We start from the raw sequence: 15,632 nt of genomic DNA, 5'->3' as shown, positions 1-15,632 counted from the left end.
GTGCCGTCGTCAGCGTTTTCGCGCGTCGATCTCGGAATTGAACAGGCGCAGGCGGTGCGCGAATGTGTCCTGGTTGATGACGCTGTCGAAATGTTCGAACAGGAAGGACAGCGCCTCGCCCTCGTCCAGCCCAGCCTCGGCCGCGAATTTCTTCAGCCTGCGATAGCCGTCTTCGGTCATGGCGACGGGAAAGCGGCGGGTCAGGCGGAAGCGTTTGGGCATGGGCGGCTCCTTGGCGGAAGGGGCGGGCGGGGCAGACCCCGCCCGGCACCGATCATCAGAAGTTGGCGGCCTCCAGCGCCATCACGGTCTCGGCGCCCGAATGGATCCGCGCCAGGTGCAGGGCGGTCGCAGGCAGGCGGCGGGCCATGTAGTAGCGTCCGGTGGCCAGTTTCGTCTGGTAGAAGGTGACGTCTTCCGTGCCGGCCTGCAATGCCTCATCCGCGGCTTTCGCCATTTGCGCCCACATCAGGCCAAGGCAGACATGACCGAACAGATGCATGAAGTCATAAGAGCCCGACAGCGCATTGTTGGGGTTCTTCATGCCGTTCTGCATGAAATACATCATCGCGGTCTGCAGATCCTTTGACGCGGCCTTGAGCGGGTCGAGGAAATCGGCCTTTAGCACCTCATTCCCTTCGTTTTCCTTGATGAAGGTCTTGACCATCTCGAAGAAGGCCATCGCGTGCTTGCCGCCGTCGGTGGCCAGCTTGCGGCCCACCAGGTCCAGCGCCTGCACGCCATTGGCGCCCTCGTAGATCATGGCGATACGGGCGTCGCGGGTGAACTGCGACATGCCCCATTCCTCGATATAGCCGTGCCCGCCATAGACCTGCTGCGCCTTGACGGTCATGTCATAGCCCTCGTCGGTCAGGAAACCCTTGATCACCGGCGTCATCAGCGAGATCAGACCGTCTGCGGCCGCATCGTTGTTGCGATGCGCGCGGTCGATCAGCAGCGCACCCCAGAGCATGAAGGCCCGCGCCCCTTCGACAAAGCTTTTCTGATCCATCAGTGAACGGCGGATGTCGGGGTGCACGATCAGCGGATCGGCGGGGCCGTCGGGGTTCTTGACGCCGGTCACGTCACGTCCCTGCAGGCGGTCCTTGGCATAGGCCAGCGCGTTCTGGAACGCCACATCGGCCTGCGCCATGCCCTGCATGCCGACGCCGATGCGGGCCTCGTTCATCATGGTGAACATGGCGCGCATGCCCTTGTGCGCCTCGCCCAGCAGATAGCCTGTCGCCTCGTCATAGTTCATGACGCAGGTCGAGTTGCCGTGGATGCCCATCTTCTCTTCGATCTTGCCGACAGAGACGCCGTTGCGCGCGCCAAGGCTGCCATCGGCATTCACAAGGAACTTGGGCACGATGAAGAGCGAGACACCCTTGATGCCCTCGGGGCCGCCGGGGATCTTGGCCAGCACCAGATGGATGATGTTGTCGGCCATGTCGTGATCGCCGGCCGAGATGAAGATCTTCTGCCCGCTGATCCTGTAGCTGCCATCGTCCTGCGGCACGGCCTTGGTGCGCATCATCCCCAGGTCGGTGCCGCAATGCGGTTCGGTCAGGTTCATGGTGCCGGTCCATTCGCAGGACACCATCTTGGGCAGATACATGTCCTTCTGCGCGTCCGAACCATGGGCCAGGATCGCCGAGGCCGCGCCATGGGTCAGGCCCTGATACATGGTGAACGCCTGGTTGGAGGCCGAGAACATCTCGCCCACCGCGGTGCCCATCACGTAGGGCATGCCCTGGCCGCCGTATTGTTCGGGCATGTCGAGGCCGGTCCAGCCGCCCTCGCGCACCTGGTCAAACGCCGCCTTGAAGCCGGCCGGCGTACGCACCACACCGTTTTCCAGCTTGCAGCCTTCCACGTCGCCCACCGCATTCAGCGGGGCCAGCACCTCGGAGGTCAGCTTGCCCGCCTCTTCCAGCACGGCCGAGGTGAAATCGGCCTCAAGCTCGGCGTAACCGGGAATGTCGGATTCGGATACTTTCAGCAGGTCGTGCAGTACGAACTGAAGGTCTTTGACGGGGGCGGTGTAGCTGGGCATGGATCTCTCCCTTGGGTCTCGTCGGGGTGCGTTTGGCCTGGCGGCGCTATCTTATTCGGCGGCACGCTTGGGCAGGTTGATCGAGGCGATCATCTTCTCGCCCCATTTCATCTGTTCGCGCAGATCGTCGATCGCGGCATTCAATTCGTCACGCTGGCGGATCAGGTCATCCAGCCGTTTTTGCGCCAACTCGTAGGTCCGGGCCAGCTGGGTCTGCTGCTGGTCGCCGATCCGGTAGAGATCGAGAAGCTGGCGGATTTCCTCCAGGCTGAAGCCGAAGCGCTTGCCACGCAGGATCAGCTTGAGCCGCGCGCGGTCGGACGCCGTGAACAGGCGCTTCTGCCCGTCGCGGATGGGAAAAAGAAGCTCCTTCGCCTCATAGAAGCGCAGGGTCCTGGGCGTGACGTCGAATGCGTCGCACATCTCGCGGATCGTCATGGTCTTTTCGGTCATCGCATTACCTCTGAAACGCGTATCTGTGGGCAAGCTGTGCATTCCTGTGCCTCGATACAACAGGTTTCGTAGTTGACGTAACCACTACGTCACGTCACTTTGAAGTTGACGTAAGATAAGCCAAGGTAAAGCAGGGTTTCGGGCAATTTCCTTGCACGTCGGAAAGGCGCAAGACGTACCGTAAGAAGGGGCGTTTGGCGGCCTTGGGCCGAAAAGCCGCTTCAAATCCGTGAATCAGGTCTGACGGGAAAAGGGGTGCCGGAAAAGCCGGCGCTGCGCCTTCAGCGGGTCTGGCCGCGGGGGCGACACGCCGCCCGATGACCGCCGCAAAACCGATCTCAGCCGTTCTGCAGCGCCTTGGCGGTTTCATCGCGCAGGCGGCGCAATTCATCCATCGCCTCGTCCAGCTGGGCGCGTTGCTCGGCCAGTTCGAGAAGCTGGCGGTCAGCCATCTTGACCCAGGCTTCCATCTGCGCGTGGGTGCCTTCCTTTTCGTAGATCAGCAGCCACTGGCGGATATCCTCCAGCGCATACCCGAATTTTCGGCCACGCAGAATCAGCGTCATGCGGGCGCATTCCCGCGGTCCGTAGAACCGCGCGCGCCCTTCGCGTTCTGGCTGCAACAATTCGATATACTCGTAATATCGCAATGTGCGTGGGGTTACGTCGTATTTCGCGCACATTTCCTTGAAGGTCAGGCGGTGATCGGACATCGTTCGGCTCCCTTGATGGCAGGCTAAGCGAGACGCGCGGCAAGGGCAACGGGTGGTCTTGCACTGATGCGGCGAAGCGGGACATAGTGCGCCAGCAGCAAGGGACCGGATCCATGGACAAGGACAAGATGGCGCGGCAATTCACCGAAGCGATCCCGCATGCGCGCGCACTGGCCATGCAGATCGACCATTTGGGGGACGGAGTGGCCGAGATGTCGATGCCCTATGATCCGCGCTTCATCGGCGATCCCGATACCGGCGTGATCCATGGCGGCGCGGTGTCCGCGCTGCTGGATACATGCTGCGGCGCCTCGGTCGTGTGTCATCCGGCCTCGAAAGGCGGGACCGCCACGATCGGGCTGCGGATCGACTACATGCGCGCGGCAACCCCCGGACAGCGCATCAGGACAAGGGCGGAATGTTATCACGTCACCCGTTCGGTCGCCTTCGTGCGCGCGACCGCGATGGATGACGACAGCGACCGTCCCGTGGCCAGCGCCACCGGCACGTTCACGGTGGAGGGCGCGGCATGAGCGAAGGGTCCTTTGTCAAACCGCGCGGCGGCCGCCCCGAACCCGTGCAGGTGGTCAAGCAACGCCGCGACGCGGCGCTGAACGCGCTGGTGCATGGCGTGCCCTTTATCAAATATCTGGGGATCGAATTCGAGCGGCGCGGGGATGAACTCACGGCCGTCCTGCCCTTTGATGAAAAGCTGATCGGCAATCCCCTGCTGCCGGCCCTGCATGGCGGGGTGACGGCGGCCTTTCTCGAGGTGACGGCGATCATCGGTCTCAGTTGGGCCAACCTCTGGGAAGAGATCGAAAGCGGCCGGATCGACCCGCAGAACCTTGTGGCGGGCAATCTTCCGCGCCTGCCCAAGACCATCGACTTCACGGTGGATTACCTGCGTACCGGCCTGCCGCGCGATGCCTATGCGCGTGCCAAGGTCAACCGGTCGGGGCGGCGCTATGCCTCGGTCCATGTCGAGGCCTGGCAGGACAATCGCGCCCGTGCCTTCGCGCAGGCCACCGGGCACTTCCTGATGCCAAGACTGGATGGCTGAGACCGCGGCGCGGCCGGCTCCCGGCCAGAGGGTCACCCACGCACGGGTGCTGCATGTCGCGCTGCCGATCGTGCTGTCCAACGCGACCGTGCCGATCCTGGGCGCGGTTGATACGGCCGTGGTCGGGCAGATGGGTCTGGCCGCGCCGATCGGGGCCGTGGGGCTTGGCGCCGTGATCCTGACCGCGCTTTACTGGATTTTCGGCTTCCTGCGGATGGGGACGACCGGCCTGACCGCGCAGGCGCAGGGCGCGGGGCACCAGGGCGAGGTGGCAGCCATGCTGACCCGCGCCCTGATGATCGGCGGTCTGGCGGGCCTGGGCGTGATCGCCTTGCAGTTTCCCTTGTTCTGGGGCGCCTTCCTGCTGGCTCCGGCCAGCGCCGAGGTCGAGGGGCTGGCCCGCGACTACATGCAGATCCGCGTGTTCAGCGCCCCGGCCGCCATCGCCCTCTACGGGCTGACCGGCTGGTTGATCGCGCTGGAACGCACGCGCGCGGTGCTGGCTCTGCAGGTCTGGATGAACGGGGTGAACATCCTGCTGGACCTGTGGTTCGTCCTTGGCCTCGGCTGGGGCGTCGAGGGTGTGGCAATCGCGACCTTCCTTGCGGAATGGAGCGGGCTTGCCCTTGGCCTGTGGCTGTGCCGTGCGGCCTTTGCCGTACCGGCCTGGCGCGACTGGACGCGGATCTTCGACCGGCCCGCCCTGGCGCGGATGATGGTCGTGAATACCGACATCCTGATCCGGTCCTTGCTGTTGCAGGCGATATTCCTGTCCTTCCTGTTCCTCGGCGCAGGGCAGGGGGACGTGGTGCTGGCGGCAAATCAGGTCTTGCTGCAATTCCTGCACATCACAGCCTATGCGCTGGACGGTTTCGCCTTCGCCGCCGAGGCGCTGGTGGGCCAGGCGATGGGCGCGCGCGACCCCGGCAGGCTCAGGCGCAGCGCGGGCCTGGCCAGTGTCTGGGGCGGGGTCAGCGTGATTGCCATGGCGTTGACCTTCGCGGTGGCGGGCGTCGCGATCATCGCGGTCATGACCACTTCGGACCCGGTGCGCGCAGCGGCGGCAACCTATCTGCCCTGGATGGTGGCGGCCCCGCTTCTGGGTCTGGCCCCCTGGATGCTGGATGGTATCTTCATCGGCGCCACCCGGACGCGCGACATGCGTAACATGATGGCGATCAGCGCCGCGATCTACGCCGGCTGCGTGGTCATCCTGCTGCCGCTGATGGGCAATCACGGTCTGTGGCTGTCGCTGCTGATCTCGTTCCTGGCGCGTGGCGTGACACTGGGGCTGCGCTACCCTGCGCTTGAAGCCGCAGCCGCGCGCAGCTGACGGGGGCGCGCCGCCCGGCTTCTTCTTGCCCGAAATATCCCCGCCGGAGGCATGGCCGCCTGCGGCCATTCAGCCCGCTTGCAGCCCGCGTGCCGGATCAAAGCCAGTCGGCGCGCCCGGTTCCGACCGCATCGGCGACATTTGCAAAACCGTCCCGCGCCAGAAGCGCATCAAGCCCCAGCGCGATCTGCGGCACCAGCGACAGGCCGTGATAGACCAGCGCGGTATAAAGCTGCACCGCCGATGCGCCGGCCCTGATCTTCTGATAGGCCTGTTCCGCCGAAGCGATCCCGCCCACGCCGATCAGGGGGATGCGCCCCTCGGTCAGGTGCGACAGTTGCGCCAGAACGCGGGTCGATTTCTCGAACAGCGGTGCGCCAGACAGCCCTCCCTTCTCGCCCCGATGCGCGCTGTGCAACCCGTCGCGGTCCAGCGTCGTGTTCGTGGCGATGATCGCATCCACCCCGGACGCGCGGGCGACATCGGCAATTTCGGACAGCTCCGCGGCGGTCAGGTCCGGCGCGATCTTCAGAAACACCGGGATCGGGCGCGACAGCCAGGCGCGCGCCTCCATCACCCCGGCCAGAAGCGCGCTCAGCGCCGCAGCACCCTGCAGGTCGCGCAGTTTCTCGGTGTTGGGCGACGAGACATTGACGGTGGCGAAATCAAGGTGCCGCCCGCAATGGGCCAGCACGCGGGCGAAATCCTCGGCCCGGTCGGCGCTGTCCTTGTTGGCGCCAAGGTTCAGACCGATCACCGCATCCTTGGGGCGGTGCGCCAGCTTTTCGGCCATGGCCTCCATGCCCTGGTTGTTGAAGCCGAAACGGTTGATGGCGGCGCGGTCTTCGGTCAGGCGGAACAGGCGCGGGCGCGGGTTGCCGGGCTGGGGGCGCGGCGTGGTGGCGCCCACCTCGACAAAGCCGAAACCGGCGCGCGACAGCGGCCCCAGCGCATCGGCGTTCTTGTCGAAGCCGGCGGCCAGCCCCACGGGATTGAGCAGATCAAGCCCGGCCAGAGTGGTCCTGAGCCGGCCCGAGGTCACGGGGCCCGGCAGCGGAACCAGCCCGGTTTTCAGAGCGCGGATCGCCACCCCATGTGCGGTTTCGGGATCAATGCGGCGCAGCGCGGCAAGACCGATGGTTTCCAGAAGGCTCATGTCATCTCCGGGGGAAAGCGGTGCAGGCCATCCGCCAGGGGCAGCGGTTTGTGCCAGATCACGTCGGACAGGCGCAGCGGCCGGTAAAGATGCGGGAACAGCGCCCCGCCCCGCGACGGCTCCCACCGCAGGGCCTCGCCCAGTGCGTCAGCGTCCAGCGCCAGAAGGGTCAGCTCGCCCTCGCCCGCGAAATGCTTGGCCGCGGTTTCGCGCGCCTGGGCGGCGGTCGAGAAATGGACATAGCCATCGGCGATGTCGACGGGGGCGCCCAGGGTTTCGCCCTGTGCCTGCAATGCGGCCCATTCGTCCGCGCGGAATATCTTGTAGATCAGCATGGTGCTCACATGACGCGCAGTCTTGATTTGGTCAAGCGCGTTCCCGCCGCGTCACGGCAGATCAGCTTTGACAGGGCAGCGCGGGCGCGCCACCATTTCCGCCGATACACCCAGAGGGAGACCCCGCCCGTGATCCATCGCCCCGCCAGCGCCCTTGCGGCGCTATGTCTGACCGCCGGCCTCGCGCAGGCCGACTATACGCTGCACATCCTGCATGTGAACGACCTGCACAGCCGGATCGAGCCGATCAACCGCTTCGATTCGACCTGCAACGCCGCGGACGAGGCCGAGGGCAAATGCTTTGGCGGCGTGGCGCGGCTGGCGACCAAGGTCGCGGAGGTGCGCGATGCGCTGCGCGCGCAGGGGCAGAACGTGGTCCTGCTGGATGCGGGCGACCAGTTCCAGGGCAGCCTGATGTACACGACCTACAAGGGCGCGGTCGAGGCAGAGTTCATGCAGGCCATCGGGTTCGACGCCATGGCGGTGGGCAATCATGAATTCGACGATGGCCCCGAAGGTCTGGCGGCGTTTCTGGACAAGGTCGGGTTTCCGGTGATTTCGGGCAATATCGACGTCAGCCGGTCGAACCTGCTGGCCGGGCGCGTGGCGGATCATGCGATCCTTGAGGTTGGCGGCGCGCGCATCGGGATCGTGTCCGCGCTGGCGACGGATACGGTCGAGACATCCAGCCCCGGTGACGATGTGATCTTTACCGATGAGGCCGAGGCGTTGCGCGCCGATGTGGCCGCACTCGAGGCGCGGGGCGTGGACAAGATCATCGCCCTGACCCATGTGGGACTGTCCAGGGATCTTGACCTGGCCGCAAGCGTGCCTGGGCTGGACGCCATCGTGGGCGGGCATTCGCACACGCTGATGAGCAACACCGAAGATGGCGCGCTGCCCTATCCGCAGATGGTGGGCGCCGTGCCGGTGGTGCAGGCCTTCGCCTATTCCAAATACCTGGGCCATCTGGTGCTTGAGTTCGATGATGCGGGCCATGTGACATCGGCCAGCGGCGACACGATCCTGCTGGACGCCAGCGTGACGCCAGACCCCGCGATTGCGGCGCGGGTGGCCGAACTGGCCGGCCCGATCGAAGAGGTCAAGGCCCGCGTGGTGGCCGAGGCTGCGGCGGATATCGACGGGGCGCGCGAAAGCTGCCGCATCCGCGAATGCACCATGGGCAACCTGGTGGCCGACGCCATGCTGGACCGGGTGCGGGATCAGGGCATCAGCATCGCGATCCAGAACGGCGGCGGTCTGCGCGCCAGTATCGCGGCGGGGCAGGTCACCATGGGCGATGTGCTGGGTGTGCTGCCCTTTCAAAATACGCTGTCCACGTTTCAGGCGACCGGGGCCACGGTGCTGGCCGCGCTGGAGAACGGGCTGAGCCAGATCGACGAAGGGGCAGGCCGGTTCCCGCAGGTGGCGGGCATGCGCTATGTCTTCGATGCGGCCGCCGACGCGGGCGCGCGCGTGCTCGGCGCCGAGGTGATGGAGGGTGGCGCCTGGGTGCCGCTTGATCCCGCACGGACCTATGGGGTGGTGACCAACAACTACATGCGCGGAGGCGGTGACGGCTACGCCATGTTCAAGACGGATGGCATGAACGCCTATGATTTCGGCCCCGACCTTGCCGATGTGCTGGCAGCCTACATGGCCGCGAATGCGCCCTACCAACCCTTCACCGACGGGCGCATCACGATGAAATGATCCAGCCCTTGCCGGTGGTCTTTTGAGGATGCGGGCGCGGGGCGGCTATGGCATGAGGGGGGCATGCATCAGACGACCCTCTCTGATCCGGCAGGCAGCGGGGCGGTTCATCCGTCCAACCGGCTGCTGATCGCCGTCCTGTCGATGTCGAATTTCGTCATCGGCATGGGCGCCTTCATGATCATCGGCCTGCTGGAGCCGCTTGCCGCGGACCTGGATCTGCCCATGGCGCGTGCCGGCGCGGTTCTGACAACCTATGCCGTGGCCTATGCGGTCCTGTCGCCGGTTCTTGTCTCGGTCACGGGCGGGATCGGACGGCGACGGGTGCTGGCGGCGGGGCTGTCCCTGTTCGGGCTGGCCTGCCTGCTGCCAGTCCTGCTGCCAACGGAAGGCGTGTTGCATGCAAGCCGGATCCTGGCCGCAGCTGGTGCGGGTATCTTCACACCCGTGGCCGCGGCGGTGGCGGCGGGCCTCAGCGCGCCGGGAAACCGGGCCAAGGCGCTGGCGGCGGTCTTTTTCGGCATGACGATGAGCCAGGTTCTTGGCCTGCCTCTGGGTAGTTTCATCGCCTACACCTTCGGCTGGCGCGCCGCCTTCGCCGTGGTGCTGGTCGTCTTGCTGCCCTGCCTCTGGCTGGTCTGGACAATCGTGCCGCGCGGTCTGTCGTTCCAGCCGGTCACGCTGCGCGACCTGGCGCGGATGATGCGAAACGGCAGGCTGATGCTGGCGGTGGGCTTTACCGCGAGTTTCCTGACGGCGGGCTATGTGGTGAACACTTTTCTGGCGCCGCTTCTGTCGCAGAACCTGGGCTGGGGGCGGGATGGCATCACCTTGGCGCTGCTGGTCTGCGGGATCGGCGCGGTTCTGGGCAATATGATGGGCGGCGCGCTGAGCGACCGGATCGGGCCCGCGCGCACGTTGACCCTGCTGTGCCTGGCGCAGCTTGTGGTATTGCCGGGCTTTTCCGCACTGCCGCTGGCGGGCGGGCAGACGACACTGCTGTCCGGGGCGCTGGCGATGGGGCTGTTGCTGCTGTGGTCGGTCTTTGGCTGGTCCTTCATGGCCGCCCAGCAGGCCCGGCTGATCGGGCTTGCGCCCGAGGCCGCCCCCGTGATCCTGGCGCTGAACGCCGCGGGGGTCTATGTGGGCGCGGCCCTGGGATCGGCCATGGGCGGGATGGTGCTGACGGGGTTCGGGCTTGCGCCGCTGGGGCTGGTCGCGGGGGCGCTTATGGTGGTGGCGCTGGCGCATCTGCGGCTGTCGGTGCGGCTGGGGTGAGCTGCGGCGCTTTTTGAGTATTTGGGGAACGATGAAGGCGCGGGCGCTGGATTTGCCCGCCCGGCTGAGGCAGTCTGGCCCCATGTGCGGACGTTTTGCCCTGACCCTGCCCAATGACGCGATGGCGCGGCTGTTCCAGGCCACGCCCGCAAACGACCTGCCGCCGGTGCCGCGCTTCAACATCTGCCCGACGCAGGCGATCCATGTGGTGACATCCGGTGACGCGGGGCGGCGCCTTGGCGCGATGCGCTGGGGCTTCGTGCCGCAATGGTACAAGAGCCCGACCGATGGCCCGCTGCTGATCAACGCGCGGGCCGAGACGCTGGCCGAGAAACCGGCCTTTCGCGCGGCGGCCCGCACCCGGCGCTGCCTGGTGCCGGCGGACGGGTTTTATGAATGGACCAAGGGCGCGGATGATGCACGGCTGCCTTGGTACATCAGCCGACGTGACCGGGAACCGATGGTCATGGCCGGGGTCTGGCAGGACTGGGGACCCGAGGAAGCGCGGATCACGACCTGCGCCATCGTGACCACCGCCGCCAATCCCGATATCGCCGCGCTGCATGACCGGATGCCGCTGATCCTTGATCCGGGCGACTGGCCGCTCTGGCTGGGCGAGGCCGGGCATGGCGCGGCGGCGCTGATGCGGCCCGCGCCCGAGGCTACGCTGGAGGCCTGGCGCGTCGACCCGGCCGTCAATTCCAACCGGGCCGAGGGCGCGGCGCTGCGCGACCCGATCGACGTCTAGTCTTTGGGGGCCTGATCCAGCGTGCCTTCGGCGCGCATGTCGTCCAGCACGCCGCGCGCCACGCGGAAGCTGTCGATCATCGCGGGCACACCGCAATAGATGCCGACCTGCAGCAGCACTTCCTTGATCTCGTCCGGGGAAAGGCCGTTGTTGATGGCGCCGCGCACATGCGCGCCCAGCTCGTGCGGCCGGTTCAGCGCCGCCAGCATCGCCAGGTTGATGGTCGAGCGCGTCTTGCGATCCAGACCGTCGCGGCCCCAGATCTCGCCCCAGCAATAGGTGGTGACGAGTTCCTGCAATTCGCGGGTGAAATCGTCCATATTGGCCACGGCGCGGTCCACATAGGCATCGCCCAGGGTTGCGCGGCGGATCTTCATGCCCTTGTCATGGGTTGCCTTGTCCATCTGCTGTGTCCTTTCCGTGTTGCAGGGTCGGCGAGCAGAGTGGGGCGCAAGCCCGTGAACTTGCAAGCGCAATCATGCGGTCACGCAGCGGCACGAATGCGGCGCCCGTCACGCCGGAGCGGTCAGGCTGCGGTGGTCCGGCTGCTCGGCTGCGGCAAGGCCCACGCCCGACGGAATGATGCGTCCAGTTGCAGGATATCCGGGATCGTCCCCTCGGTCGGGACATGGAACAAGGCGCTGTGCGAGGGGGCCGAAGACCAGGCGATGATCGCGGGGGCCAACAGCATCGGCACCAGCACCGGCGCGAGCCACGGCAGCAGGGCGGGCGACAACACGAAGGCCAGCGCCCCGCCCAGCAGGCCGCCAAAGACGATCCAGCTGCTGGCCTGCCATGCCTCTGCCAGCGTCATGCGCCCGTCACCGCGCGCCTGCGCGGGCCAGCCGCCATCGACACCGGACAGCACCTGCATCACGGACCGGGTGTTGAACATCAAGAAGACCGGGGCCGACAGCGCCGAAAAGGCCAGTTCCGCCCCGACCGAACGCGCCGCCGCCATGCTGCCGCCGAACCCCGAGGCGCGCTGGCGCAGGGCCGCGTCCACAAGGATCAGAAGCTTGGGCAGAAACAGAAGGCCGACGATGCAGATCGCCAGCGCTATCGCCTGCGAGGCCTGCGATACCGGGATCACCGGCCAGCGCCAGCCTTCGATGGGGAAATAGTTGACGGGTGGAACGAACAGCGGCGCTGCGATGGAACAAAGCAGAAAGGCCAGCCAGATCACGGGCGAAAGATAGGCCAGAATGCCTTGCACGAAGACAAAGCGGCTCCAGAGTTTCAGGTCGGGCGCCGCCAGAAGCCGCGCATGCTGAAGATTGCCCTGGCACCAGCGGCGATCGCGCTTGGCATGCAGCACCATGTTTTCGGGGCCTTCCTCGAAGCTGCCGGTGAGGTCGTCATCGACACGGACGGTCCAGCCTGCCCGCGACAGAAGCGCTGCCTCGACATAATCATGGCTGAGGATATGGCCGCCGAAAGGGGGCGGGCCAGAAAGTTCGGGCAAGCCGCAGCTTTCCGCGAATGCGCGCACGCGGACGATGGCATTGTGGCCCCAGAACGGGCCGGTGCGTCCCTGCATCATTGCAAGGCCACGGCAGAAGACAGGCGAATAGAAGGCGGCGGCAAACTGCTGGATACGGCTGAACCGCGAACGGGAATTGACGATCTGCGGCAAGGTCTGCAGCAACCCCAGCTTTGGATCGGCCTCCATTCTGCGGACCATCTCGACCAGGGTGTCGCCTTCCATCAGGCTGTCGGCATCCAGGATAACGGCAAGATCATAGGCGGCCCCCGAACGGGTGATGAAATCCTCGATATTGCCGGCCTTGCGCCCGCGATTGCTCTCGCGCCGGCGGTAGAAGATCCGCCCCTGCGCGCGGGTCAGTTCCAGCAGGCGCAGGACACCCTTGCGCTCGGCCTCGGCGGTCGCCTCGTCGCGGGTGTCGGACAGGATCGCGAAATCGAAATGATCGGCATGGCCGGTGCGCTGCAATGACGCCTCCATGGCCGCGATGCGCGGAAAGGTTCCGGCGGGATCTTCATTATAGACCGGCACAAGGATCACGCAGCGCGACGTCAGCGGGCCATCATGCCGCGCGGGCCTTGGCGGCCGCGTGGTCAGCCCGGCAAAGGCTTGCACCGCACCCCAGGCCAGCCAGAAGGTCGAAACCAGGATCAGGCCGGCCCGCAGCACATCCATCAGGTCAAGGCCATCGGCTGCCCCATAGCGCAGAAACAGCACGAACCCGCCGCAGCCGATCAGGATGCTGGCGCTCAGAAGGCCCATCCTGATCAGTCCCACCCGCCAGTCGGAGGGCGCAGTCACGTCTCAGACCTCGCGAGAGGGGCGCCGGGCCGGGCGAAAGGCCGCCAGCAGCATCGGCAGGATGCGGCGCGGCGGCTGTTCCAGAATCTGCGTCGGCATCGCCATGGGCGCATCGGGCGGCGCCGACGGCGCAAGCGCCACGGTTTCGGGATCTGTCAGGAACATGCCGGATAGGTCGTTCATCTTGCGTTGATCCACTGATAAAGCCAGTTTTCCGTCAGTTTGCGCCCATAGCCCGCCAGATGGGCAGACATCTCGACCACCGCGTCATCCTCGGCGCCAAGGTCCAGAAACAGACGCCAGACGCCGGTCTGCGGCACCCGTTGCAACACGCTGCTGAGCACTTCGCCGTTTGACACGGTGACGACCGGTGCGATTTCGGCATCCGGCCCAAGCTGGTCCAGAAAGCCGCCCCGGAAATCAACGACGAATTTCCGCATATTGTCCTGCAGCTCGACGCCGGCCACGCCACCATGACCGGCGCGTGTCACTTCGACATGGGCGATCGGGTCGGCGGGATCAAGCGGCAGGTCCCCCCAATGCATCCGATAGGCGAATTCACGCGCGTCACCGGCACGGGCAGGGGCCTCGGGCACCCAATAGGCGACGATATTGTCATTCGCTTCCAGGTCGGACGGGATTTCGACCAGGCGCACATGGCCGGGACCCCAGTCGCCGACGGGTTCGATATCCAGCGAGGGGCGGCGATGGTAATTTGCCTCTGTATCCTGGAACTGCTCGAAATCACGCTCGCGCTGATGCAGGCCGAAGCGGCGGGGCGAGGTTTCGGGGAAATAGCTGCCCGACAGGCGCGGCGGGTTGTTCAGCGGCCGCCAGATCGCCTCGCCATCGGCGCGCAGGATCCGCAGCCCGTCGCTGTCATGCACCTTGGGGCGGAAATCGTCGAACTGCATATGGTTCTTTTCCGAGTAGAGATACATCGAGGTCAGGGGCGCGATGCCCAGTTCCTCGACATCCTCGCGGAAGAAAAGCCGTGCGGTCACGTCGATGGTGGTGGTGGCGCCGGGAAAGAACACGAAGCGGTAAGCCCCGGTCACGCTGGGGCTTTGCAACGTCGCATAGACGGTGATCACGCCTGCGCCGGTTCCACGCTCCATATAGAAGCGCGAGAAACGGGGAAATTCTTCTCCGGTTGCGGTGGCGGTGTTCAGCGCCAGCCCGCGCGCCGAAAGCCCGTAGGCGGAGCCGCGACCCAATGCGCGGAAATAGCTGGCGCCGACAAAAGCCACCAGCTCGTCCATGACATCGGGACGGTTCAGCGGATGATGCAGCCGGAAGCCGGCCACGCCGGGCATGTCGGTCAGCGGGGGAATGCGTGACCCCAGATCGTTGAGGTATTCGAAATCCTCGGTGGTAAAGCGCATCTCGGTCGCGTTGCCGTCAGCCACTTCATATAGGATCACGGGTTCCTTGAAGAGCCAGCCCATCGGGAAGGCCGCAAGCGCAAGCGTGCTTGTCTCGCTGGACCAGCGCATCCGGTCGGGACGGAACCGCACCAGGCGGTAGTCGTCATAATCCAGCTCGGCCAGGAAACCGCCCACGGGTTCGGCAGGCTGATGCGGGCCCTGCGAAAGGGCGCGCATTTCCTCGGCCAGTAAATCGAAGGAAAAGGGCTGTGGCGCAGGCTGTGCGGACGCCGCATTATCCTGTGCATGAAGGCGCAGCGGAAAGGTGCAGGCCAATGCGGCTGTGGCCGCAAGAAAGTGTCGACGTGTGCGTGAGGTGGACGAAAGACCGAAGTCAGACATTTTTTGTTCAAACCTGAAGGTTTACGGTACCGAAAACCGGCGCGCATTCGCCGGGCTTATATGTGTCGGGCATATTCCAAAGCAAGCGGCATTGCAGCCCAATCCGTTCGATTCGAAAGCAAACAGCGGGCCATTGCCTGATTTCTGTGCGCAGCCCTGCGGGAACCTGCCGAAACCCGCGCAATTCGCCCCGTTTTCGGCCCATGATCGCATAGGAGCGGGCAGGTCTGACCTTGTCGAAAGAGGGCGCTGCGCGTCTTGCCTTGCGACCCCGGTGCGACTCGCCAGCAGAATCGCGGCAAAATCCCTGTGGCGCGACTCGCGATTACCATGCCTGTGGCGCGATTCCCCGATCCGCAGCGCGACTCGGGCCTTTGCGCCGCCATAAAGGTCATGCCGCGGTCAACCGCATCGGTCCGCGTCGCGGGGGCAAGGCAAAGTATATATTGTCGGCGGGATAGCCAGGCCCCAATGGAACAGGGGGCTTGGCGCTGTCGTAACAGGCATCCATCCGCTTTTGTCATCGGATTTTTGCAATTCGTCGATTTTCCTCTTGCGGCCGGAATCGGTTATCACTAAATAGCCCCTCACGGCGACGCAGTGATGGGTTGCCAGACCGGGACGGAACGACGGAGCGGTGCTTCTGAGGGAGATCCTGGGTTAGAATTTGGGGACAAGTTGGGCGGGATGCGCTTAGTGATTTAGGCGCGCCTGGTTGATTTTGTCTC

16 protein-coding genes are annotated in these 15,632 nt (G+C 65.4%); 6 read left to right on the top strand and 10 right to left on the bottom strand.

Features of this window, described 5'->3' with window-relative positions:
• Nucleotides 1-9: 9 nt before the first annotated feature.
• The 4 genes from ACFQ3C_RS16685 to ACFQ3C_RS16670 form a co-directional block, all read right to left on the bottom strand.
• On the bottom strand, nucleotides 10-222 hold the full coding sequence (locus ACFQ3C_RS16685) for a hypothetical protein (protein WP_380794180.1): 213 nt from the start codon (nucleotides 220-222) through the stop codon (nucleotides 10-12).
• A gap of 55 nt (nucleotides 223-277) precedes the next feature.
• Nucleotides 278-2,056 (bottom strand): acyl-CoA dehydrogenase C-terminal domain-containing protein, encoded by a 1,779-nt coding sequence (locus tag ACFQ3C_RS16680; RefSeq protein WP_380794177.1) that lies wholly within the window; start codon nucleotides 2,054-2,056, stop codon nucleotides 278-280.
• A 51-nt stretch (nucleotides 2,057-2,107) separates the two neighbouring features.
• Nucleotides 2,108-2,509: a MerR family transcriptional regulator gene (locus ACFQ3C_RS16675; protein WP_380794175.1), complete on the bottom strand. Its 402-nt coding sequence runs from the start codon at nucleotides 2,507-2,509 to the stop codon at nucleotides 2,108-2,110.
• 338 nt (nucleotides 2,510-2,847) lie between these two features.
• Nucleotides 2,848-3,222, bottom strand: a complete 375-nt coding sequence (locus ACFQ3C_RS16670; protein WP_380794172.1) for a MerR family transcriptional regulator — start codon at nucleotides 3,220-3,222, stop codon at nucleotides 2,848-2,850.
• A gap of 113 nt (nucleotides 3,223-3,335) precedes the next feature.
• Here ACFQ3C_RS16670 and ACFQ3C_RS16665 point away from each other — a divergent pair, with 113 nt between their 5' ends.
• From ACFQ3C_RS16665 to ACFQ3C_RS16655, 3 genes are read left to right on the top strand one after another with little or no spacing between them, the layout of a single operon-like run.
• Entirely contained in the window at nucleotides 3,336-3,755 is a 420-nt protein-coding gene (locus ACFQ3C_RS16665) for a PaaI family thioesterase (RefSeq protein WP_380794169.1), read from the top strand.
• A complete protein-coding gene (locus tag ACFQ3C_RS16660; RefSeq protein ID WP_380794166.1) occupies nucleotides 3,752-4,285 on the top strand; it encodes a PaaI family thioesterase in 534 nt (177 codons plus the stop codon). The genes ACFQ3C_RS16665 and ACFQ3C_RS16660 overlap by 4 nt, the downstream gene beginning before the upstream one ends.
• Nucleotides 4,278-5,618 (top strand): MATE family efflux transporter, encoded by a 1,341-nt coding sequence (locus ACFQ3C_RS16655; RefSeq protein WP_380794163.1) that lies wholly within the window; start codon nucleotides 4,278-4,280, stop codon nucleotides 5,616-5,618. Before ACFQ3C_RS16660 ends, ACFQ3C_RS16655 begins: the two co-directional genes overlap by 8 nt.
• Before the next feature lie 97 nt (nucleotides 5,619-5,715).
• On the opposite strand, the gene ACFQ3C_RS16650 is transcribed toward ACFQ3C_RS16655, so the two are convergent.
• Both ACFQ3C_RS16650 and ACFQ3C_RS16645 read right to left on the bottom strand, forming a co-directional pair.
• A complete protein-coding gene (locus ACFQ3C_RS16650; RefSeq protein ID WP_380794160.1) occupies nucleotides 5,716-6,774 on the bottom strand; it encodes a quinone-dependent dihydroorotate dehydrogenase in 1,059 nt (352 codons plus the stop codon).
• Entirely contained in the window at nucleotides 6,771-7,109 is a 339-nt protein-coding gene (locus ACFQ3C_RS16645) for a DUF952 domain-containing protein (RefSeq protein WP_380794157.1), read from the bottom strand. The genes ACFQ3C_RS16650 and ACFQ3C_RS16645 overlap by 4 nt, the downstream gene beginning before the upstream one ends.
• Nucleotides 7,110-7,238: 129 nt before the next feature.
• Here ACFQ3C_RS16645 and ACFQ3C_RS16640 point away from each other — a divergent pair, with 129 nt between their 5' ends.
• The 3 genes from ACFQ3C_RS16640 to ACFQ3C_RS16630 all read left to right on the top strand — a co-directional run bounded on the left by ACFQ3C_RS16640 (nucleotide 7,239) and on the right by ACFQ3C_RS16630 (nucleotide 10,848).
• The gene (locus ACFQ3C_RS16640; protein ID WP_380794155.1) at nucleotides 7,239-8,822 is read left to right on the top strand and encodes a bifunctional metallophosphatase/5'-nucleotidase; all 1,584 of its coding nucleotides are present in this window, start codon (nucleotides 7,239-7,241) and stop codon (nucleotides 8,820-8,822) included.
• 63 nt (nucleotides 8,823-8,885) lie between these two features.
• Nucleotides 8,886-10,100, top strand: coding sequence for an MFS transporter (locus ACFQ3C_RS16635; RefSeq protein ID WP_380794152.1), 1,215 nt, complete (start codon nucleotides 8,886-8,888; stop codon nucleotides 10,098-10,100).
• Nucleotides 10,101-10,182: 82 nt separating this feature from the next.
• Complete coding sequence (locus ACFQ3C_RS16630) at nucleotides 10,183-10,848, top strand: SOS response-associated peptidase (protein ID WP_380794150.1); 666 nt, start codon at nucleotides 10,183-10,185, stop codon at nucleotides 10,846-10,848.
• Here ACFQ3C_RS16630 and ACFQ3C_RS16625 read toward each other — a convergent pair.
• The 4 genes from ACFQ3C_RS16625 to ACFQ3C_RS16610 all read right to left on the bottom strand — a co-directional run bounded on the left by ACFQ3C_RS16625 (nucleotide 10,845) and on the right by ACFQ3C_RS16610 (nucleotide 14,904).
• Complete coding sequence (locus ACFQ3C_RS16625) at nucleotides 10,845-11,252, bottom strand: carboxymuconolactone decarboxylase family protein (protein ID WP_380794148.1); 408 nt, start codon at nucleotides 11,250-11,252, stop codon at nucleotides 10,845-10,847. The two genes, ACFQ3C_RS16630 and ACFQ3C_RS16625, sit on opposite strands and share 4 nt — an antisense overlap.
• 122 nt (nucleotides 11,253-11,374) lie before the next feature.
• Nucleotides 11,375-13,135, bottom strand: coding sequence for a glucans biosynthesis glucosyltransferase MdoH (gene mdoH, locus ACFQ3C_RS16620; protein ID WP_380794146.1), 1,761 nt, complete (start codon nucleotides 13,133-13,135; stop codon nucleotides 11,375-11,377).
• A 3-nt stretch (nucleotides 13,136-13,138) separates the two neighbouring features.
• Nucleotides 13,139-13,318: a hypothetical protein gene (locus tag ACFQ3C_RS16615; protein WP_380794144.1), complete on the bottom strand. Its 180-nt coding sequence runs from the start codon at nucleotides 13,316-13,318 to the stop codon at nucleotides 13,139-13,141.
• Complete coding sequence (locus ACFQ3C_RS16610) at nucleotides 13,315-14,904, bottom strand: glucan biosynthesis protein (protein ID WP_380794141.1); 1,590 nt, start codon at nucleotides 14,902-14,904, stop codon at nucleotides 13,315-13,317. Before ACFQ3C_RS16610 ends, ACFQ3C_RS16615 begins: the two co-directional genes overlap by 4 nt.
• Between the last annotated feature and the right edge of the window lie 728 nt (nucleotides 14,905-15,632).

The organism is Seohaeicola saemankumensis (assembly GCF_042678485.1).
GTDB lineage: Bacteria > Pseudomonadota > Alphaproteobacteria > Rhodobacterales > Rhodobacteraceae > Seohaeicola > Seohaeicola saemankumensis.
The sequence above is the reverse complement of the archived record's forward strand: the minus strand, read 5'-3'. Positions and strand labels throughout refer to the sequence as shown.